This is a genomic window from Pseudomonas folii, assembly GCF_014357575.1.
GTDB lineage: Bacteria > Pseudomonadota > Gammaproteobacteria > Pseudomonadales > Pseudomonadaceae > Aquipseudomonas > Aquipseudomonas folii.
Window position 1 is genome coordinate 1 of record NZ_JACONW010000109.1, and the last position, 19,738, is coordinate 19,738.

Sequence of the window (19,738 nt, forward strand, 5' to 3'; positions counted from 1 at the left end):
CAATTCAAATCACGTGTTGATGTTATTTAACCTGCACCTTGAAGAAGTCCTGACGGCCAAACGGGCTGACCTGATAACCGCTGACGTCTTTGCGGGTGAGGGCGGCAGCGGTTGGGTGCGCCAGTGGCAACCAGAGTGCCTGTTGCTGAATCTGCTGCTGGGCCTGGTGATACAGCTTGCTGCGCGCAGCCTGATCACTGGTGGTTTTGCCGTCGCTGATCAGCTTGTCCAGCGTGGCATCGCAGTAGCGGGCGAAGTTGGTACCGGACTTCACGGCAGCGCAGGAGAACTGCGGCGTCAGGAAGTTATCTGGGTCACCGTTGTCACCCGCCCAGCCCATAAACAACAGGTCATGCTCGCCAGCCTTGGCGCGACGGATCAACTCACCCCACTCGATGACTTTGATTTCAGCGGTGATGCCGACTTTAGCCAGGTCCGCTTGCAGCAACTGCGCGCCCAGGTTCGGATTCGGATTGAGCAGGCTGCCGGTCGGGCGCGTCCAGATAGTCGTTTTGAAACCATCCTTCACGCCGGCCTTGGTCAGTAGCGCTTTGGCTTTGGCGACGTCCTGCTTATAACCGGGCAGATCTTTCGCATAGCTCCAGGTGTTTGGCGGGTACGGGCCGTTGGCGGCTTCGGCGGTGCCTTCGAATACCGCTTTCAAGTAACTGTCCTTGTCGAATGCCAGATTGACCGCTTGCCGCACTTCAGCCTTGTCGAACGGCGGATGCTGGCTGTTGATCGCCAGAAACGCGGTCATGAACGCTTCGGTTTTCTCGACTTTCAGATTTGGATCTTTAGCGGCTTCCTGGATATCCAGCGGCTTGGGTGAAAGGGTGATCTGGCACTCGTCGCGACGAATGCGCTGCAAACGCACGTTGGCGTCCGGGGTGATGGCGTAGATCAATTTGTCGACGCCCGGCTTGCCCGCGAAATAATCCGCGTTGGCTTCGTAACGCACCACGGCATCTTTCTGGAAACGCTCAAACACGAACGGTCCTGTGCCGATTGGCTGGCTGTTAAGCTTTTCCGGAGTGCCCGCCTTGAGCAACTGCGCGGTGTATTCGGCCGAGTAGATCGAGGCAAACCCCATGCTCAGCGTGGCCAGGAACGTGGAGTCCGGGTGATCAAGGGTAAAGCGCACGGTGAGCGGGTCGGGTGCGTCGATCTTCTTGATCAGCGCAGGCAACTGCATCGATTGAGCATGTGGGAAGCCGCTCTGAGCGACTTTGTGCCAAGGGTTTTGCGGGTCAAGCATGCGCTGGAAGCTGAACACCACGTCATCCGCATTCAACTCGCGGCTCGGCGTGAAATAGTCAGTGTGGTGAAACTTCACGCCCTTGCGCAGCTTGAAATCGTAGGTCAGACCATCAGGCGACACTGTCCAGCTTTGCGCCAGGCTCGGCACCAGCTTGCCGCTCTGGGCGTCGAAATCCACCAGCCGGTTCATCAGCACATCGGCGGAAGCATTGGTGGTGGTCAGCGAGTTGTACTGAACCACGTCGAAACCTTCCGGGCTGGCTTCAGTGCAGACGCTCAAGGCGGTCGCGGCGCTGGCCATTGCCGGGAACAATAGGGGTGCTAACAAAAACGGTATCGCAGCAAGACGCATGGCTATATTCCTGTCAGAAAGGGCCCCATCTGCTGGCGCAGTCTGGTAAGGGAGTTACCCTAGACCATGCTTGGACGCAGAACAATGGTTACAACCCGACCGGCGGTAGTTTTGCCAGTACCCCCGCAATGGCCTGACCATTGGGCTGAACGCGTTGCCTGATGTTGGGGTAAAGTGCTTTGCCTGTTGTGACACCAAACCCTTTCTGGTATAAAGCAGCGCTCTTTTCTAGGGGCCCGGTTCCTTCACTGTAGGTGTAGCCGGTAAGACCCTTAAAGAAACGCGGCGCCTGGCGCCAAATGACTGAGAGATTAAGCGGCCAACCCATGCCGGGTTGGGCATGAGGTTTTAGAGGGCTGAGGCATGTCGAGAGTATGTCAAGTTACCGGTAAGGGTCCGGTGACTGGGAATAACATTTCCCACGCAAACAACAAAACCCGTCGTCGTTTCCTGCCAAACCTGCAGCATCACCGCTTTTGGGTTGAAGAAGAGAAACGTTTTGTTCGTCTGCGCGTATCTGCTAAAGGCATGCGTATCATCGACAAGCGTGGCATCACTGTTGTGCTCGCTGAACTCCGTCGCGACGGCAAAATTTAAGGGAGAAGATCATGCGTGAATTGATCCGATTGATTTCTAGTGCTGGCACCGGTCATTTCTACACGACCGACAAGAACAAGCGCACCACTCCGGACAAAATCGAAATCAAAAAATTCGATCCGGTTGTTCGCAAGCACGTGATCTACAAAGAAGGCAAAATCAAGTAATTGATTTTTCTTCTTTACGAAAAAGCCCGCAGCGATGCGGGCTTTTTTGTGCCTGATGGAAAAGTCAGGCTTTCGCTTCAAACACTACATAGATTTTGCGGCAGTGCTCCAGCACCTCCCATGTGCCTTTGAAGCCAGCAGGAATCACAAAGCGATCTCCCGCACGCAGGGTTTTCGACCCGCCTGCGTCGTCGCGCAACACCGAAACGCCCTGGACGATTTCGCAATACTCATGCTCGGTGTAGTTGACCGACCACTGACCCACTTCGCCCTCCCAGACACCCGCGTTCATTTGTCCGCAGGGGCTGTTGTAGTGGTTGTAGATTGTCTGCTCCGGGTTGCCCTTGAAGATTTTTTCCGGCGCCGGACGATAGCGTTCAGCTTCGGTGCCCGCTTCGCTGAAATCCACGATGCTGTCGATAGTCATTTCTTACCCTCGCGGTAGATGCGTTGCTGGTTTGACGAAGAGCTTCACCAATAGTGCCAAAGGCACGCGTCACGATGTTGCATAAATCGAACAGGACGACCCGATTCAGGCCCTTTATGTCAAAGATATTGGAAATCGCCAGGTCACTGGTTTAGGGTGGTGAGTGCCGTTGCCTGGTGGCGGTGGATTGCAGATTGTTTGTTTTTGCACAGATCTACCCACCACGCACACCCTAATCGATACAAGCGGAGGACATACGCATGACCACCCTGACCCATGCTGACTGGGAACAACGCGCCAAGGACCTGAAAATCGAGGGCCGCGCGTTTATCAATGGCGAGTACTCCGACGCCGCTTCCGGTGAGACATTCGAATGCGTCAGCCCGGTCGATGGCCGTCTGCTGGCCAAAGTCGCCAGCTGTGACGCCGCCGACGCCCAACGCGCTGTTGAAAGCGCTCGCAAGACATTCAACTCCGGCGTCTGGTCGCGAATGGCGCCGGTCAAGCGCAAGGCCGCAATGCTGCGCTTTGCCGCACTGATCAACAAAAACGTTGAAGAGCTGGCCCTGCTGGAAACCCTGGACATGGGCAAGCCGATCAGCGATTCGTACAGCATCGACATCCCTGGCGCTGCGAATGCGCTGAGCTGGAGTGGCGAGGCCATCGACAAGCTGTATGACGAAGTGGCTGCCACGCCTCATGACCAGCTCGGTCTGGTGACCCGCGAGCCTGTGGGCGTTGTCGCCGCTATCGTGCCGTGGAACTTCCCGCTGTTGATGGCGAGCTGGAAACTCGGCCCGGCGCTGTCCAGCGGTAACTCGGTCATCCTGAAGCCTTCGGAAAAATCTCCGCTGACTGCCATTCGCATTGCCCAGTTGGCGATCGAGGCGGGCATTCCGGCCGGGGTGCTCAACGTGCTGCCAGGATATGGTCACACCGTGGGCAAGGCGCTGGCCCTGCACATGGATGTCGACACGGCGGTGTTCACCGGCTCGACGAAAATCGCCAAGCAGTTGCTGGTGTACTCCGGCGAATCGAACATGAAGCGCATCTGGCTGGAAGCAGGCGGCAAAAGCCCGAACATTGTGTTTGCTGATGCGCCTGACTTGCAGGCTGCCGCTGAATCCGCGGCCAGCGCTATCGCGTTCAACCAGGGCGAAGTCTGCACCGCGGGTTCGCGCCTGCTGGTGGAGCGTTCGATCAAGGATAAATTCCTGCCGATGGTCATTGAAGCGCTGAAGAGCTGGAAGCCGGGCAACCCGCTGGACCCGGCCACGACGGTCGGTGCGCTGGTGGATACTCAGCAGATGAACACTGTCCTGTCGTACATCGAAGCAGGCCACACCGATGGCGCCAAACTGGTGGTGGGCGGCAAGCGAATCCTGCAGGAGACCGGTGGCACCTACGTCGAGCCGACGATTTTCGACGGCGTGACCAATGCCATGAAGATCGCTCAGGAAGAGATTTTCGGCCCGGTTCTGTCAGTATTGACGTTCGATACCGCCGAAGAGGCTATCCAGATCGCCAACGACACGCCTTACGGCCTCGCTGCTGCCGTCTGGACCGCAAACCTGTCCAAGGCCCACCTGACTGCCAAAGCGTTGCGTGCCGGTAGCGTATGGGTCAATCAGTACGATGGCGGCGACATGACTGCGCCATTCGGTGGCTTCAAGCAGTCCGGCAACGGCCGCGACAAGTCGCTGCATGCGTTCGACAAATACACCGAACTGAAATCGACGTGGATTAAGTTGTAAGCGCTCACGCGCCGCCCTGTAGGAGCTGCCGAAGGCTGCGAAGCGGTTAGCCTGAGACACCGCTGTTCGCAGCCTTCGGCAGCTCCTACAGGGAGTGGTGATTTGCTTCAAGACAGCCGGGCCTCCCTTGGGATAGCCCGGCTGTTTCGTCTTGGCCTTTTGATCCACAGGAGCGTGGGATGCGTTGGGGTACTTATTTCGCGGTGCTGGCGTCGGTGCTGTCTGTCGGGCTGGCGTTGGGCGTCAGCATGCCGCTGGTGTCATTGCGACTGGAAAGCTGGGGCTACGGCTCGTTCGCCATTGGCGTAATGGCGGCAATGCCCGCGATTGGCGTTCTGCTCGGTGCGAGCCTGGCCAGCGGCCTCGCTGCACGCTTCGGCACTGCCGCGTTGATGCGGCGCTGCCTGTGGGCTGGCGCGGTTTCCGTAGGCCTGTTGGCACTGCTGCCGTATTACTCAGTGTGGCTGCTACTGCGCCTGATGCTGGGCGTAATCCTGACCATCGTCTTCATCCTCGGTGAAAGCTGGATCAACCAACTCGTCATTGAAAAATGGCGCGGCCGCCTGGTGGCGCTATACGGCAGCACTTACGCCTTGTGCCAACTGGCCGGGCCGCTGCTGCTTGGCGCACTGGGCACCGAGCACGACACAGGCTTCTGGGTCGGCGTGGCGCTGCTGATCATTTCGCCGTTTTTGCTGCTGGGCAGAAGCGGGGCGCCAAGCGCCGATGCATGCCGCGTGACCTTCATCGACCTGTTCGCCTTTTGTCGTTCCATGCCCGCGATCGCCTGGGCGGTGGCGCTGTTCGCAGCATTTGAGGCGTTGATCCTGACGCTGCTGCCGATCTATTGCCTGCGTCAGGGCTTCACGCCGGAAATCGCCCTGGCGATGATCAGCACCGTCGTCGTGGGCGACGCGCTTCTGCAATTGCCGATTGGCGCACTGGCAGACAAGGTTTCGCGGCGCACGCTGTTTTCAAGCTGTGCCGTGGCCTTGATGATTTCAAGTCTGCTGGTGCCGCTGCTGGTAGATACCGTGCTGATCTGGCCGCTGTGGGTGCTGTTCGGGGCCAGCGCAGGCGGCTTGTTCACCCTGTCGCTGATTCTCATTGGGGAACGCTTTCGCGATGACGCACTGGTTCGCGCCAATGCGCACGTCGCCCAGCTATGGGGAATCGGTTGTCTATTGGGACCACTGGCGGCCGGAGCGGGCAGCCAGTGGGTCAGCGGTCAGGCGCTGCCGCTGTTGATGGCGGCAGGTGCGTTTGGCCTGGTGATCCTGTCATCCCGGCGCGGGGCATTCGGGGTTCAACCGGCGGCAACGGCCTAGAGCATTTTCTCCAGGCCCACTACCCGGCTGAACCACGCATTCAAGCGTCGCCAGGTGTCGCCGGGCTCTTTGTACAAGGTGTGGATTTTGCCGTTGTCTTCGGTGACCCACACCACCTTGCCGTCTTCCAGCTTCGCCTCATAACTCAGCGTCGGCTGCATGCCTTGCAACGCCAGTTCACGCAGCGCTTCGGTCAGTTCCGGGCTGTCCACCAATACGCCGACTTCGGTATTCCACAGCACTGAGCGCGGGTCGAAGTTGAAGGAGCCCACGAACACTTTACGGCGATCAAATGTCATCGCCTTGCTGTGCAGACTGGAATCCGAACCACCGCCAAACGTACCGCCTTTGCTGAACAGATGAGGCCCGCTGCCGCCGCTGTCACTGCCGGGATCACCCGGCTGGCGGCGCATTTCGAACAGTTTCACACCATGCTCCAGCAGCGCCTTGCGATACGGCGCATAACCGCCGTGCACCGCAGGCACGTCAGTCGCCTCTAGCGAGTTGGTCAGCAAACTGACTGAAACCCCGGCATCAGCACGCCCGGTCAGGTAGAGCAAACCTTCTTCACCCGGTACGAAGTAGGCGGAAACCAGTATCAGTTCCTTGTTCGCATTGAGCAGCTCAGGCGCCAGTTGCGTGGTTAGCAGCAGATGCGGGTCAGGTTCGCCACGGGCCAGCACTTTGGTGGGCGCATCCCACAGAGCCTGGTTGTGCGCCCAGATCAGCTCGTTGAACCAGATTTTGAGACGTGGGTTTTTCTGATACGCCATCAGGCGGTCGTACAGCGCCTTGTGTTTATGCTGAGACTCGACAAGCGATGCCTCCAGACGTTTGCGCGCCTTGGCCAGATCGCGAGTCGTCGGCAGGAAATACATGAACTCGGCGATGGGCTTGCTCAGGGTGCTGTTCCAGTACTGATCAAAACTGTGCCCGAGTTGCTCGGCTACCGGACCGACACTGAGCATGTCGATGTCGGTGAAATTCAGGTTTTCTTCGGCATCGAAGTATTCATCACCCAGATTGCGCCCACCCACGATGGCCACGCTGCTATCGGCCAGCCACAGTTTGTTGTGCATGCGCCGGTGCTGCCGCGACAGATTTAAAAGCCGCCCCACACTGCGGGTTACGCCGGTCTCACGCCCGAGGCTCTGGGGGTTGAACAATCGAATCTGAATGTTGGGATGCGCCGCCAGGGTAGCGATGGAATGATCCAGTCCGTCGCTAGTGGTATCGTCCAGCAGGATGCGCACGCGAACGCCGCGATCAGCAGCCTTGAGCAGCTCATCAATCAAGGCGCGGGTGCTTAGCCCGTCATGGACGATGTAGTACTGCAAGTCCAGGCTGGTGCGGGCATTGCGGATCAGTTCAGCACGCGCCATGAAGGCTTCGGTGCTGTTGGACAGCAGGCGAAACCCCGAACGACCCTCATGAGGCTGAGCCATCGCCTGCACAGAACGGCCAAACGCCGAATCCGTCGGCGGCAACGCCTGACTCGGTTCGTTAGGGACATTGATATGAGCACAACCACTGAAGCACAGCGCCGCCAACAGGCAAAAGGGCATCGCCCATGTGTTCTTCAAATTCACTACCCCAACCGCGTTACGACATGGCGTGTATGACCGCAGCTTTTAGATAAAGTCGCACAGAATGTAAGCACCGACTCTCTTGTATTGGCCTACAAAGAGCCGTCCATAGGCATGGAACCGCTCAAATAGGGGCTTGAGCCATCATTGGACTGTAAGCTTTGTTGAACGGCATAACATCTTGAAAAAACCCAACACCCTCTGAGTGTTTAAAATCGAATAAAAAACCAACATTATCGCGGCCCAATTAATTCGACAGGAAGTCGGGAATGAGCGGTATTAGCGATGTGCGTTTAACACTGAAAAGCCAGGAGTTGAACGCAGAATACAAGCACGCGGTAACGATGCCACAAAAAACCGGTGAGGGCCTGCTGGCCTTGTACCTAAGGCGCTGGACCAATCGTGAACAACTTCTGAAATTAACGATGGCACAACTAAGAGATGCAGGGATCGATCCACAATATGCTCGCGAGGAAGGACTCAAGCCGTTCTGGAGAGAGTAAACACTGGCCGTCATAAATCGGACCCAGGCCTTCCTTTTGAGCAACTTTAAAGTGGAAGGCTTGCCCACCCTGAATACAGCCGTACATAAACCCATTTAAATTGTTTCAATTAACTCTTTAATCGTACTCCCGACCGTCCGCACCGCGTTCTCGACCTCTGGCGACGGCTTGGCAGCGAAATTCATTCGCAGGCAATTACGGTATTTGCCAGAGGCAGAAAAAATACTGCCCACGGCAATCTGTACGCCCTTGGTCAACAGCGCACGATTCAGACGCAGAGTATCGAAATCCTCGGCGAGTTCGACCCACAGCATGAAGCCACCTTGTGGGCGACTGACCCGCGTACCCGCCGGAAAGTAACGCATCACCCAGTCGATCATCTGTTCGCGGCCGCGCTGGTACTGACTGCGCATGCGCCGCAGGTGCGGCTCGTAATGTCCGCCCTCGAGAAACTCGGCAATCGCCAGTTGCGGCTGAGGCGCTGTGGAACCGGTGCCGATGTACTTCATGTGCAGCACGCGCTCCAGATAGCGGCCCGGCGCAACCCAACCAATGCGCAACCCTGGCGCAAGCGTCTTGGAGAAAGAGCTGCACAGCAGAACCCGGCCGTCTTCGTCGAAGGATTTGATCGTCCGCGGCCGCGGATAACTGAAGGCAAGATCGCCATACACATCGTCTTCGATGATCGCCACATCAAAGCGCTGAGCCAGCGTCAGCAAGGCGCGCTTGCGGTTTTCCGGCATGACGTAACCCAGCGGGTTGTTGCAGTTGGGCGTCAGCTGTATGACCTTGATCGGCCATTGCTCTAGCGCCAGCTCCAGTGCTTCAAGGCTGATACCGGTCACGGGGTCGGTAGGAATTTCCAGCGCTTTCATGCCTAGACCTTTCAGCGTCTGCATCGCGCCGAAAAAGCTTGGCGAGTCGACGGCGACGATATCTCCCGGATCGCAAATAGCACGGACGCTGGCCGAAAGCGCCTCGTGGCAGCCGGTGGTGATCAGCAAATCGTTGGCGGTCAGGTTGCAGCCCGAATCCAGTAACAGTCGGGCAACTTGCTCGCGAAGTGTCTGGTTGCCCTGGATGCTGTCGTAATACAGACCAGGCATCTGCTCATCACGGCTGATCCGCCCAAGGGCGCGCATCAACGGCCGCAGTGTCGGGCTGCTGACATCGGGCATACCGCGCCCCAATTGCACGAGATTAGGCAACGCCTTGACCCGCATCAGGTCGAGCACCTGATCCCACTGGGAGATATCCACCGGACGCTGCGCAGGACGACCAATGACCGGCAGCGCCGGAACAGCGCGGCTGACCGGCACAAAATACCCGGACTTGGGTTTGGGCAGGGCAAGGCCGCTGTCTTCCAGCACACGATACGCCTGCTGCACCGTACTCAGGCTGACGCCGTGTTCAACACTCAAAGCGCGCACCGAAGGCAGCCTGTCGCCAGGCCGATAAAACCCGTTTTCGATACGCGTACCGAGCAATTCGGCGAGGTTGACGTAGAGCGTCATGAGCATACTCTCGATTTTTTCTATGGGCTAACCATACAGATGGGAGAAAAATACAGCATTCAGCGCCCATATGAAAACGTCTGTATGCATATAAATAGATTTATTTGAATCTGTAATGGTTTGTCACGCCGATTCATCATGTACCTACACCACAACGTAACGAGGGTTGGGAACATGAACGGGTTAAGTGATGTGCGGTTGGCGCTTTACAGCCAGGAACTGAGCAGCGGGCGAGCAGTTGTCACCAAGACAGCCAACGCACCAAAGCTAGGCCGCTGGGCGCTGTATCGCCATCGCTGGATGTCACGCCGGGCGCTGTTGAGTCTGACAGAAGAACAACTGCGCGATATCGGGCTTAGTTCCGGTCAGGCGATGCGGGAAGGGTTGAAGCCGTTCTGGCGGGAGTGATGCTCGCCGCGAGCACAACGATCGATCGCGGTCCTGTGGGAGCGTTGCTTGCCCGCGATAAGGTCACCACAACTCAAATGACTTGCCACCGCGCCCGACACCAATACGGTAAACTCCCGCCATTGCTGTCTGGAGTGACTTATGCGCGATGAGCTGAACAAAGGCCTGATTGATTTCCTCAAGGCTTCTCCTACCCCTTTCCATGCGACCGCTACCCTCGTTCAACACCTTGAAGCTGCTGGCTTCCAGCGCCTGGACGAACGCGAAACCTGGGCCACTGAAACCGGTGGCCGGTATTACGTCACACGCAATGACTCATCAATTGTGGCGTTCCGCATGGGCCGTCAATCGCCATTGACCGGCGGCATCCGCATGGTCGGCGCCCATACCGACAGCCCCTGCCTGCGGGTCAAGCCACAACCTGAGCTGCAGCGTCAGGGTTTCTGGCAACTGGGCGTCGAAGTCTACGGCGGCGCCCTGCTCGCGCCGTGGTTCGACCGTGACCTGTCCCTGGCTGGCCGCGTTACTTTCCGTCGCGACGGTAAAGTCGAAAGCCAGCTGATCGACTTCAAGCAGCCGATTGCAGTGATCCCCAACCTGGCGATCCACCTCAACCGCACTGCAAACGAAGGCTGGACGATCAACCCGCAAACCGAGCTGCCGCCCATTCTGGCTCAGGTTGCAGGTGATGAGCGCGCAGATTTCCGCGCATTGCTCACCGATCAGTTGGCGCGTGAACATGGCCTGAACGCCGATGTAGTGCTCGACTACGAGTTGAGCTTCTACGATACGCAAAGCGCTGCCGTGGTTGGTTTGAATGGCGACTTCATCGCGGGCGCACGTCTGGACAACCTGTTGTCATGCTACGCCGGTCTGCAAGCGCTGCTGGGCACCGACACTGACGAAACCTGCCTGCTGGTCTGCACAGACCATGAAGAAGTAGGCTCGTCGTCGGCCTGCGGCGCTGACGGCCCGATGCTGGAGCAGATCATTCAGCGCCTGCTGCCCGACGGCGCAGATTATGTGCGTACCATCCAGAAATCATTGCTGGTTTCGGCTGACAACGCTCACGGCATCCACCCTAACTATGCCGAGAAGCACGACGCCAACCATGGCCCGAAACTCAATGCCGGTCCGGTGATCAAGGTCAACAGTAACCAGCGCTACGCCACCAACAGCGAAACCGCCGGGTTCTTCCGCCATCTGTGCATGGCCGAAGAAGTGCCAGTGCAAAGCTTCGTGGTACGCAGCGACATGGCCTGCGGCTCAACCATCGGCCCGATCACCGCCAGCCACCTGGGCGTGCACACCGTGGACATCGGCTTGCCGACGTTTGCCATGCACTCGATCCGAGAACTGGCGGGCAGTCAGGACCTGGCGCATCTGGTGAAAGTACTGACCGCATTTTATGCGAGTCATGAGTTGCCTTGACCCAAATGCCAAGTGACCATGCCTGCAGCGAGATAACTGAGCTGGCATGGTCACTCATTTCACAACACATCACGTTTAACAGTTTCGATTGCAAAGACATACACGTCACTGGCGAGTTTAAATAATCTCGACGGCTTGCCGATCCGACTCTCCCTTTTCCGCGCCCTGCTTGTCGATGACTACGTAATATACTTCAAGTGTTTCCCAGCTCACGAGATGCCCGCGGTGGGTCATCTGGAAGTCCATCGGTGCGACGGAGGTGATATTTTTGCCCCCCCCCGCGCAACACTATTATTGGGAGTCAGAATATCCACCAAGACCTGCATTATTTCCAACCCTTTTTCATTAATAGTCGTTTATCCCGCTCCAGACCTATTAATTGCCCCCTTTAAACCGCAACTTAAAACACATTAACATCTTAAAACCTTAATTAAAGCTCTATAAAAACCTAAAGACTCCGACAGCTCTTCTTTACCAACGATGACAATTACCCTGCCAGAAACACCAACTGCATAAAGCAACACATCACAAAAACGCATTTCGCTGGACTTTTGATCCGCCACAGAAGTGGTCGCTTACCCCAACCAATGAAACTTTACCTCTTCGATCCTTCGGGAAAGTCACTTCAATTATGTCCCGCCGCATACAGGCTGTGCCCCTGTCAGGAGCACAGCCGCTGTATCCACCAGATATGGATTACTCCAGCACGACAGTGAATACCCAAGGTTGGGACTCAAGGTGACTGGTCGTATCTCTGATCTTGAAGCGATGGGTTCCAGCGCCCAATCCGGCCACCGGTTTGCTCCAGGTACCGCTTATCGACACCTGTACTGTGCCCCAGGAAATTGTGTCATCAAGCAGCTCGACCCAAGAATTGGCTTCAGCGCTCCCTGAAAACGTGACACGTGTATCCTCTGTAGAACCGCCATTGAGGATAGGGTTGCCATTCGCGTCATCGACTCGCGAGATCTCAGGATCAACACCTCCTACGACGATGGTAAACGTCCAGTTTTCTGAAGCTAAATCACCCTCATGCACAACCAACGTTTGCAGCCCTTCACGGAGGGTAGAAGAAAAACTTAGCCACCTCCCCGTGTCAGGAACATCAATCGCCCATAGATCTCCGTTATAACTAATCATCACTTGAGAGCCAGGACTTGCGGTCCCTGATACTTCAAAACTTGTGTCACGGGTAACCCCCCCATTGGGAACATTACCGCTGGGACCTTTCACTTCTAAAATTACGGGTCTTTCTGCCTTGATAACCATTTCAACATCTCCATAACCGATATTTATTAATCCACCACCACAGCAAAACCTACAACTTACGAAATTATAGAGGTACCGATGACGACCAACCACTGTCACAAATGACATTAAACCTTCTATTTGGCGATAACAGAACAATACCCAATAGCCTTTGGCGATAGTCGCTGCCTGATCGAAGTAAGCGGAGTGATTTTTAGTTTAAAAATTTATAGCGACCTATTGCCGACATACAACGCCTGATGAAAAGTTATTCTTGCCGACACCTACACCAGTATTCTCACACCAGGAAAATCGGTGCTATGGAAAATTTTGCAGTGTTACAGCTCGTTATCGGTGCAATGCCGCTGCTTGCATTGGCTGCAACTACCGAGAGCGTAGTGGGGGCCTGATCTGGCGGGGTGTGATCCGGGTTCTGGACACCGTGATGTTCAAGGTTCGGCAGTTGAGTTGAGGCACAAGCCTCACTGGATTAAACGGTCTACCGGCACGGCGATATCTTGCCCTGAAATACTGACGTGGGACCGGCTTCAGCCGGGAAGGCGGTATTTCTGACGATAAAAATATAGTGATTGTACTAACCTCTTCCCGCCCCCCCCTTTCTGATCGGACAACCTCAAATATCCCGCACCACCGCACTCACGTGTATCGCATCATGCCGCCAGTACTCCAGATCACAGTCAATCAAGCGGCCGTTCTGATCGAAGTTCACCCTTGCGATACGCAAGCCGGGGCTACCCAGTGAAACCTTGAGCGCCGCCGAGGCTTCTGCGTGGAGCGCGGTGGGCACCATCTCGAAGCGGACCTGGCCGTAACGCAGGTCATAGCGGCTGGCGTAAAGCTCGGTCAGTGACTGATTGAGGTCGTAATCGAGGATGCCGGGAAAGTATTCCGGGTTCAGGTAATGCTCGACGTACAGCACCAGACGCTGATCAATACGCCTCGCGCGGCAGATCTGGATCACGCTGGACAACGCAGGCAATTGAAGCATTTCACAGATTTTTGCAGACGCCGGTTGCAGGCGTGCAGAAATGACCTGGGTATCGGCAACCCTGCCCTGGGCCTCGACCATGGCGTGGAAGTGGCTGCGGCGCATCAAGTCGTAGGCAAGACGTGGCGGCGAAATAAACCATCCGCGTCTCTCCTCTCTATAAATAAGCCCCAACGCTTCCAGCTGCACCAATGCCTCACGCAAGGTGATACGCGTGGTGTCGAACACCTCACTCAACTTGCGTTCTGCGGGCAACTTACTGCCGGGCGGCAAAAGACCATGCTCGATCTGCTCTTGCAGGGCATTACAAATCGTTGTGACCGCACGGGGCACTTCTTCGCGCATCAGGCTTCCTTTCTGGACTAGACCAGCGCCAAAACAGCGCACTCTTTATTCTCGTTGCACGCATCAGTGCGCAGAAACAGCCTACGGAGTGTAGATGACTGCTCCATGACAACGCCCATCACAAACCATGCCAGCCTCACTTGAAAAACCGCTGAAGGCCTTTCAGATCAAGGCTTTCATCATGGTCTACGCTTAGTCCGCACGCGGCGAGCCGACTCAACCTTCGGCAGACAATGCGCCGCAGCAACATAAAAATGTCATCGAAAAAGCTTAACTTGGCTCAGGTATTGCTGACCTAGACCAACCAACCCGCAACGATCACTTCTAAAAAGATCTTTCAGAAGTGCACAAGGAGCTTCGAATGAAACACCTTTTGCTGGCATCACTCCTCGGTTCCGCTATCGCTCTCAGCACGTCAGTCATGGCGGCAGACGCTGACCTGAAAACCCTTGAAGCAGCCGCCAAGGTTGAAGGCGCAGTCAACAGTGTTGGCATGCCGGACGACTGGGCTAACTGGAAAGAAACCTGGGCCGACTTGCAGACCAAATACGGACTCAAGCACATGGACACTGACATGAGCTCGGCCCAGGAAATCGCCAAGTTCGACGCGGAAAAAGACAACGCCAGCGCTGACATCGGTGACGTCGGCGCGGCCTTCGGCCCTATCGCAGCCGCCAAAGGCGTAACCCAGCCGTACAAGCCAAGCACTTGGGATCAGGTTCCTGACTGGGCGAAAGACAAAGATGGTCATTGGGCACTGGCCTACACCGGCACCATCGCTTTCGTGGTCAACAAGAAGTTACTGCACGGTTCCGAAGTACCCACCAAGTGGTCTGACCTGAAGGAAGGCAAGTACAAGGTTACCGTGGGTGACGTGAGCACCGCAGCTCAGGCTGCCAACGGGGTTCTGGCCGCCGCGATTGCCATGAAAGGCGACGAAAGCAATATCGCGCCCGGTCTGCAACTGTTCACCGAACTGGCCAAGCAAAAGCGTCTGGCCCTCAACAACCCGAACATCCAGAGCATGGAGAAAGGCGAAGTTGAAGTGGGCATCGTCTGGGATTTCAACGGCCTGAGCTACAAGGCCAAGATGACCAATCCGGATGACTACGTGGTACTGATCCCGTCCGATGGCTCGGTCATCTCCGGCTACACCACTATCATCAACAAATACGCGAAAAACCCTAACGCCGCCAAGCTGGCCCGTGAATACATCTTCAGTGACGCCGGTCAGATCAACCTGGCCAAAGGCAACGCCCGCCCGATTCGTGCCGAGCACCTTACCCTGCCACCTGAAGTGCAGGCCAAGCTGCTGCCAAACGAGCAGTACAAAGGCGTGACGCCAATCAAAAACGCAGCAGCATGGGAGAAAACTTCCAAAGCGCTGCCACAGATGTGGAACGAGCAAGTCATCGTTGAAATGAACTGATGCGCTACGGGCCTCAAGGATGAGGCCGCTTGTCCCCGTCATCCCCAAATAAGCCTGTGCCTGCCGGAGCGATTGGCTCATGAAACACAATGTCATCCTCATCGTGCTCGACGGCCTCAACTTCGAAGTGGCCAGACATGCGATGGGCCATCTGCAGGCTTATGCCAACGCAGGTCGAGCCTCGCTTTACAAGCTGGAATGCGAATTGCCGGCACTCTCGCGCCCGCTGTACGAATGCATCCTGACGGGCGTACCGCCGATTGAAAGCGGCATCGTCCACAATCAGGTTTCCCGGTTATCGAACCAACGCAGCATGTTCCACTACGCCACTGACGCCGGACTCAGTACCGCCGCGGCGGCCTATCACTGGGTCAGCGAGCTGTATAACCGTACGCCGTTCGATGCCGCCCGTGATCGCCACACGGATGACGTCGAATTACCGATTCAGCACGGCCATTTTTACTACGCTGACCATTACCCCGATTCGCACCTGTTTGCCGACGCAGAAAGCCTGCGGGTCAGGCACGCGCCGAATCTGCTGTTGATTCACCCCATGAATATCGACGACGCCGGGCACAAGCACGGCCTCGACAGCCCGCAATACCGCAACAGCGCGCGCAGCGTTGACATCATCATCGCGGATTACCTGCAAGGCTGGCTCGACGCGGGCTATCAGGTCTTGATCACTGCCGATCACGGCATGAACAACGACCGCTCCCACAATGGCCTGCTGCCTGAAGAGCGCGAAGTCCCACTGTTCGTGCTGGGCGACGCGTTCAGCCTGAGTTCTGCGGCTGCGCCCAAGCAAACCGAGCTGTGCGGCATCGTCTGCGAACTGCTCGGTGTGCCCCACGACAAACCGGTCTGCCGGGAGATTCTCAAGTGAGCACTAACAATCGCGGCAAATGGCTCGGGCTTCTCTGCCTGCTCCCGTTTGCACTGTTCTTCTTCGTGTTCCAGATCGCGCCGCTGGGCTGGGTGGCGATCAACAGCCTGCATTCCGAAGCTGGCTGGGGCCTCGAAAACTTCATCAAGGCCTTCGACTCACGGTTCTATCGCCAGGCCATGCAGTTCAGCCTGGAGATCAGTTTCTGGTCCAGCCTGTTCGGCATCATCATTGCGGTGCTGGGCAGTTATTCGCTGCGCAACGTGGATTCGCGGCTGCGGGACTTCGTCAATTCGTTCGCCAACATGACCAGCAACTTCTCCGGCGTACCGCTGGCCTTTGCGTTCATCATTCTGCTCGGCTTCAACGGCGCCGTGACCTTGATGCTCAAGCAGGCGGGGATCATCGAGGACTTCAACCTGTATTCGAAAACCGGGCTGATCATCCTCTACACCTACTTCCAGATCCCCCTCGGCGTATTGCTGCTGTACCCGGCCTTCGATGCCCTGCGTCAGGACTGGCGTGATTCGGCATCGTTGCTTGGCGCCAGCAGCTTTCAGTTCTGGCGTTACATCGGCTTGCCAGTGCTAACCCCTGCCCTGCTCGGCACCTTCGTCATTCTGCTGGCCAATGCCCTGGGCGCTTACGCCACGGTCTACGCCCTGACCACCGGCAACTTCAACGTGCTGCCGATCCGCATTGCAGCCATGGTTGCAGGTGATATCAGCCTCGATCCAAACATGGCCAGCGCGCTGGCGATGATTCTGGTCGGTCTGATGACGCTGGTCACTGTCGTTCATCAGTGGTTGCTGAAGAGGAGCTACCATGTCTCGCGCTGAAAGAGGCCCAGCCCGGCTTTACCACCGGGCGGTCGTTTATCTGTTGTTCTTCATCCTGCTGCTGCCTCTCGCCGGTACGCTGCTGTATTCGCTGGCCACCAGTTGGTCGGCAAGCATTCTGCCCAGCGGCCTGACCTTCAAATGGTACATCGCGCTGTGGAGCGATCCGCGCTTTCTCGCTGCATTTGGCCAGTCGCTGCTGGTCTGCGTTGGCGCGCTGATCTTGTCCGTGGTACTGATCCTGCCATTGCTGTTTGTGGTGCATTACCACTTCCCGCGCCTGGATGCGCTGATGAACATCCTGATCCTGCTGCCCTTCGCGGTGCCGCCGGTGGCATCGTCCGTGGGCCTGCTGCAGTTGTACGGTTCCGGGCCGTTCGCGATGGTCGGTACGCCGTGGATTCTGATCGGCTGCTACTTCACCGTGGCCTTGCCGTTCATGTACCGGGCGATCAGTAACAACCTGCAAGCGATCAATCTGACCGACCTGATGGACGCGGCGCAGTTGCTCGGAGCCAATACCTGGCAGGCGGCGTTTCTGGTGGTGCTGCCCAACCTGCGCAAAGGTTTGATGGTCGCCCTGCTGCTGTCGTTTTCCTTCCTGTTCGGCGAGTTCGTGTTCGCCAACCTGCTGGTCGGCACGCGTTATGAAACCCTGCAGGTGTACCTGAACAACATGCGTAACAGCAGCGGCCACTTCAACAGTGCGCTGGTGATTTCCTACTTCCTCTTCGTGTTGCTGCTGACCCTGGCCGCCAATCGTTTGAATAAGGACAAAGACTGATATGAGTTTTGTCAGCGTCGAAAACCTGCAAAAGAATTACGGCAGCACGGCAGTCTTCAGTGACATCAACTGCACCATCGAGCGTGGTGAGTTCGTCACCCTGCTCGGCCCGTCCGGTTGTGGCAAGTCAACCCTGCTGCGCTGCATCGCCGGGCTGACCTCGGTCAACAGCGGGCGCATTCTGCTGGACGGTGTCGATCTGGTGCCGGTGACCCCGCAAAAGCGCAACATCGGCATGGTGTTCCAGAGCTATGCGCTGTTCCCCAACATGACCGTGGAGCAGAACGTCGCATTTGGTCTGCGCATGCAAAAGGTCAACGCCGACGATACCCACAAGCGGGTTGCCGAGGTGTTGAAACTGGTAGAGCTGACGGATTTCGCCAGTCGTTACCCGCATCAGATGTCCGGCGGGCAGTGCCAGCGTGTCGCCCTCGCCCGCTCCCTGGTGACCCGGCCGCGCCTGTTGCTGCTGGATGAACCGTTGTCGGCGCTGGATGCGCGAATTCGCAAGCATTTGCGTGAGCAGATCCGCGCCATTCAGCGTGAGCTGGGCCTGACCACTATCTTCGTGACCCATGATCAGGAGGAAGCGTTGACCATGTCAGATCGCATTTTCCTGATGAATCAGGGTCGTATCGTGCAGAGCGGCGATGCTGAAACCCTTTACACTGCGCCGGTGGATGTTTTCGCCGCAGGCTTCATTGGCAACTACAACCTGCTCGAAGCCGAAGATGCCAGCCGCCTTATGCAACGGCCGATCACCAGCCGCATCGCGATTCGTCCGGAGGCCATTCAACTGAGCCTGACCGGCGAGCTTGAAGGGCAAATCCGCAGCCACAGCCTGCTGGGCAACGTGATCCGCTACCGGGTTGCAGCCCGCGGCGTGGAGTTGGTGGTGGACGTGCTCAATCGCTCGGCAGAGGATTTGCTGGCTGACGGGACGCGGGTGACGTTGAGGATTGATGCTTCGGCGTTGTGTGAGGTCTGAAGACAGCTGCAAGCGGCAAGCTTCAAGCCGCAAGCAGATACGGCGCACGGCTTTGCTTGCCGCTTATAGCTTGAAGCTTGCCGCTGCGCGCTAAACACAGATAGAACAGATAAAGAGTAAGGAAAAGCGCGCCATGGCTTTAGCAATTTTTGACCTGGACGAAACCCTGATTGCCGGCGACTGCGCCAGTCTGTGGAGTGAGCAGATGGCCAGGCTTGGCTGGGTGGATCCAGCGTCGTTCATCAAACGCGATCACGAACTGATGCAGGCCTACAGCGAAGGCAAGCTGGCGATGGAAGACTACATGGCCTTCAGCCTGGAGCCGATGCTTGGCCGCACCCCGGAAGAAGTCGACCATCTGGTCGGCCCTTGGGTCGAGGATTACATCGAGCCGATCATTTTCAGCGACGCCACTAAATGCATCGCCGAACACCGCGCTGCGGGCGACCGGATTCTGGTGATTTCAGCGTCGGGTGTTCATCTGGTGAAACCGATTGCCGAACGTATTGGCATTGATGAAGTGCTGGCCATCGAACTGGACGTCGCTCACGGTGTGTACAACGGCAAGACCGTCGGCACCCTGACCTACCGCGAAGGCAAGATCACCCGTCTCATGGAATGGCTGGACGCCGAAGGTGAAAACCTCGAAGGCGCGAGTTTCTACTCGGATTCACGCAATGATCTACCGTTGTTGCTCAAGGTTGATCATCCCCATGTCGTCAATCCGGACCCCACCTTGCTGGAACATGCCCAGAAAGCAGGTTGGCCTGTGCACAGCTGGAAGTAACAAGTCTGGCTACATTCCCTGTGGGAGCGGTGCTTGCCCGCGATAAGGACACCGCGAACTAAAGTGAATCGCGTCCAGCCCTATAGCGGGCACACC

General features: G+C 57.0%; 19 protein-coding genes. 13 read left to right on the forward strand and 6 right to left on the reverse strand.

What is annotated here, in order from left to right:
• Positions 1-22 precede the first annotated feature (22 nt).
• Positions 23-1,612, reverse strand: a complete 1,590-nt coding sequence (locus H8S59_RS19485) for an ABC transporter substrate-binding protein (protein WP_187522495.1) — start codon at positions 1,610-1,612, stop codon at positions 23-25.
• Positions 1,613-1,975: 363 nt separating this feature from the next.
• Here H8S59_RS19485 and rpmB point away from each other — a divergent pair, with 363 nt between their 5' ends.
• Both rpmB and rpmG read left to right on the forward strand, forming a co-directional pair.
• Positions 1,976-2,209 carry a 50S ribosomal protein L28 gene (gene rpmB, locus H8S59_RS19490; RefSeq protein WP_007920377.1) on the forward strand — a complete coding sequence of 78 codons (234 nt, stop codon included), beginning with the start codon at positions 1,976-1,978 and terminating at the stop codon, positions 2,207-2,209.
• Positions 2,210-2,220: 11 nt separating this feature from the next.
• Positions 2,221-2,376 (forward strand): 50S ribosomal protein L33, encoded by a 156-nt coding sequence (gene rpmG / locus H8S59_RS19495; RefSeq protein ID WP_007894709.1) that lies wholly within the window; start codon positions 2,221-2,223, stop codon positions 2,374-2,376.
• A gap of 64 nt (positions 2,377-2,440) precedes the next feature.
• Here the strand turns inward: rpmG and H8S59_RS19500 are convergent, their stop codons facing one another.
• A complete protein-coding gene (locus tag H8S59_RS19500; RefSeq protein WP_095093173.1) occupies positions 2,441-2,803 on the reverse strand; it encodes a cupin domain-containing protein in 363 nt (120 codons plus the stop codon).
• Between the two features lie 260 nt (positions 2,804-3,063).
• Here H8S59_RS19500 and H8S59_RS19505 point away from each other — a divergent pair, with 260 nt between their 5' ends.
• Together H8S59_RS19505 and H8S59_RS19510 are read left to right on the forward strand one after the other, a co-directional pair.
• Complete coding sequence (locus H8S59_RS19505; protein ID WP_187522496.1) at positions 3,064-4,557, forward strand: aldehyde dehydrogenase; 1,494 nt, start codon at positions 3,064-3,066, stop codon at positions 4,555-4,557.
• Between the two features lie 179 nt (positions 4,558-4,736).
• A complete protein-coding gene (locus H8S59_RS19510) occupies positions 4,737-5,885 on the forward strand; it encodes an MFS transporter (protein WP_187522497.1) in 1,149 nt (382 codons plus the stop codon).
• On the opposite strand, the gene H8S59_RS19515 is transcribed toward H8S59_RS19510, so the two are convergent.
• On the reverse strand, positions 5,882-7,468 hold the full coding sequence (locus H8S59_RS19515; protein ID WP_095093282.1) for a phospholipase D family protein: 1,587 nt from the start codon (positions 7,466-7,468) through the stop codon (positions 5,882-5,884). The two genes, H8S59_RS19510 and H8S59_RS19515, sit on opposite strands and share 4 nt — an antisense overlap.
• Positions 7,469-7,740: 272 nt before the next feature.
• On the opposite strand from H8S59_RS19515, the gene H8S59_RS19520 reads away from it, so the two are divergent.
• A complete protein-coding gene (locus H8S59_RS19520) occupies positions 7,741-7,974 on the forward strand; it encodes a DUF1127 domain-containing protein (RefSeq protein WP_099270223.1) in 234 nt (77 codons plus the stop codon).
• A 95-nt stretch (positions 7,975-8,069) separates the two neighbouring features.
• Here the strand turns inward: H8S59_RS19520 and H8S59_RS19525 are convergent, their stop codons facing one another.
• Positions 8,070-9,488, reverse strand: coding sequence for an aminotransferase-like domain-containing protein (locus tag H8S59_RS19525; protein WP_095093169.1), 1,419 nt, complete (start codon positions 9,486-9,488; stop codon positions 8,070-8,072).
• Positions 9,489-9,662: 174 nt separating this feature from the next.
• Here H8S59_RS19525 and H8S59_RS19530 point away from each other — a divergent pair, with 174 nt between their 5' ends.
• Positions 9,663-9,896: a DUF1127 domain-containing protein gene (locus tag H8S59_RS19530; protein WP_095093168.1), complete on the forward strand. Its 234-nt coding sequence runs from the start codon at positions 9,663-9,665 to the stop codon at positions 9,894-9,896.
• A 141-nt stretch (positions 9,897-10,037) separates the two neighbouring features.
• Positions 10,038-11,327: a M18 family aminopeptidase gene (locus tag H8S59_RS19535; protein ID WP_187522498.1), complete on the forward strand. Its 1,290-nt coding sequence runs from the start codon at positions 10,038-10,040 to the stop codon at positions 11,325-11,327.
• Positions 11,328-12,023: 696 nt separating this feature from the next.
• On the opposite strand, the gene H8S59_RS19540 is transcribed toward H8S59_RS19535, so the two are convergent.
• The gene (locus tag H8S59_RS19540) at positions 12,024-12,596 is read right to left on the reverse strand and encodes a hypothetical protein (RefSeq protein ID WP_187522499.1); all 573 of its coding nucleotides are present in this window, start codon (positions 12,594-12,596) and stop codon (positions 12,024-12,026) included.
• A 613-nt stretch (positions 12,597-13,209) separates the two neighbouring features.
• Positions 13,210-13,929 carry a UTRA domain-containing protein gene (locus tag H8S59_RS19545; protein WP_095093457.1) on the reverse strand — a complete coding sequence of 240 codons (720 nt, stop codon included), beginning with the start codon at positions 13,927-13,929 and terminating at the stop codon, positions 13,210-13,212.
• Positions 13,930-14,290: 361 nt separating this feature from the next.
• Here H8S59_RS19545 and H8S59_RS19550 point away from each other — a divergent pair, with 361 nt between their 5' ends.
• The 6 genes from H8S59_RS19550 (at position 14,291) to H8S59_RS19575 (ending at position 19,642) form a co-directional block, all read left to right on the forward strand.
• On the forward strand, positions 14,291-15,358 hold the full coding sequence (locus H8S59_RS19550; protein ID WP_187522500.1) for an ABC transporter substrate-binding protein: 1,068 nt from the start codon (positions 14,291-14,293) through the stop codon (positions 15,356-15,358).
• A gap of 79 nt (positions 15,359-15,437) precedes the next feature.
• Positions 15,438-16,244, forward strand: a complete 807-nt coding sequence (locus tag H8S59_RS19555; RefSeq protein ID WP_187522501.1) for an alkaline phosphatase family protein — start codon at positions 15,438-15,440, stop codon at positions 16,242-16,244.
• Positions 16,241-17,083: an ABC transporter permease gene (locus tag H8S59_RS19560; RefSeq protein WP_095093460.1), complete on the forward strand. Its 843-nt coding sequence runs from the start codon at positions 16,241-16,243 to the stop codon at positions 17,081-17,083. The genes H8S59_RS19555 and H8S59_RS19560 overlap by 4 nt, the downstream gene beginning before the upstream one ends.
• Positions 17,070-17,867, forward strand: a complete 798-nt coding sequence (locus H8S59_RS19565; RefSeq protein ID WP_187522502.1) for an ABC transporter permease — start codon at positions 17,070-17,072, stop codon at positions 17,865-17,867. The genes H8S59_RS19560 and H8S59_RS19565 overlap by 14 nt, the downstream gene beginning before the upstream one ends.
• Before the next feature lies 1 nt (position 17,868).
• The gene (locus H8S59_RS19570; protein ID WP_095093462.1) at positions 17,869-18,855 is read left to right on the forward strand and encodes an ABC transporter ATP-binding protein; all 987 of its coding nucleotides are present in this window, start codon (positions 17,869-17,871) and stop codon (positions 18,853-18,855) included.
• 133 nt (positions 18,856-18,988) lie between these two features.
• Complete coding sequence (locus H8S59_RS19575; RefSeq protein WP_095093463.1) at positions 18,989-19,642, forward strand: HAD family hydrolase; 654 nt, start codon at positions 18,989-18,991, stop codon at positions 19,640-19,642.
• The last annotated feature ends 96 nt before the right edge of the window (positions 19,643-19,738 follow it).

Bases quoted from the DNA above. Each gene is read 5' to 3' on its own strand.
- H8S59_RS19525 (WP_095093169.1), bottom strand. From the start codon at position 9,488: ATGACGCTCTACGTCAACCTCGCCGAATTGCTCGGTACGCGTATCGAA.
- H8S59_RS19535 (WP_187522498.1), top strand. From the start codon at position 10,038: ATGCGCGATGAGCTGAACAAAGGCCTGATTGATTTCCTCAAGGCTTCT.
- H8S59_RS19530 (WP_095093168.1), top strand. From the start codon at position 9,663: ATGAACGGGTTAAGTGATGTGCGGTTGGCGCTTTACAGCCAGGAACTG.
- H8S59_RS19555 (WP_187522501.1), top strand. From the start codon at position 15,438: ATGAAACACAATGTCATCCTCATCGTGCTCGACGGCCTCAACTTCGAA.
- H8S59_RS19505 (WP_187522496.1), top strand. From the start codon at position 3,064: ATGACCACCCTGACCCATGCTGACTGGGAACAACGCGCCAAGGACCTG.
- H8S59_RS19545 (WP_095093457.1), bottom strand. From the start codon at position 13,929: ATGCGCGAAGAAGTGCCCCGTGCGGTCACAACGATTTGTAATGCCCTG.
- H8S59_RS19575 (WP_095093463.1), top strand. From the start codon at position 18,989: ATGGCTTTAGCAATTTTTGACCTGGACGAAACCCTGATTGCCGGCGAC.
- H8S59_RS19550 (WP_187522500.1), top strand. From the start codon at position 14,291: ATGAAACACCTTTTGCTGGCATCACTCCTCGGTTCCGCTATCGCTCTC.
- H8S59_RS19570 (WP_095093462.1), top strand. From the start codon at position 17,869: ATGAGTTTTGTCAGCGTCGAAAACCTGCAAAAGAATTACGGCAGCACG.
- H8S59_RS19510 (WP_187522497.1), top strand. From the start codon at position 4,737: ATGCGTTGGGGTACTTATTTCGCGGTGCTGGCGTCGGTGCTGTCTGTC.
- H8S59_RS19565 (WP_187522502.1), top strand. From the start codon at position 17,070: ATGTCTCGCGCTGAAAGAGGCCCAGCCCGGCTTTACCACCGGGCGGTC.
- H8S59_RS19520 (WP_099270223.1), top strand. From the start codon at position 7,741: ATGAGCGGTATTAGCGATGTGCGTTTAACACTGAAAAGCCAGGAGTTG.
- rpmB (WP_007920377.1), top strand. From the start codon at position 1,976: ATGTCGAGAGTATGTCAAGTTACCGGTAAGGGTCCGGTGACTGGGAAT.
- H8S59_RS19540 (WP_187522499.1), bottom strand. From the start codon at position 12,596: ATGGTTATCAAGGCAGAAAGACCCGTAATTTTAGAAGTGAAAGGTCCC.
- H8S59_RS19500 (WP_095093173.1), bottom strand. From the start codon at position 2,803: ATGACTATCGACAGCATCGTGGATTTCAGCGAAGCGGGCACCGAAGCT.
- H8S59_RS19485 (WP_187522495.1), bottom strand. From the start codon at position 1,612: ATGCGTCTTGCTGCGATACCGTTTTTGTTAGCACCCCTATTGTTCCCG.
- rpmG (WP_007894709.1), top strand. From the start codon at position 2,221: ATGCGTGAATTGATCCGATTGATTTCTAGTGCTGGCACCGGTCATTTC.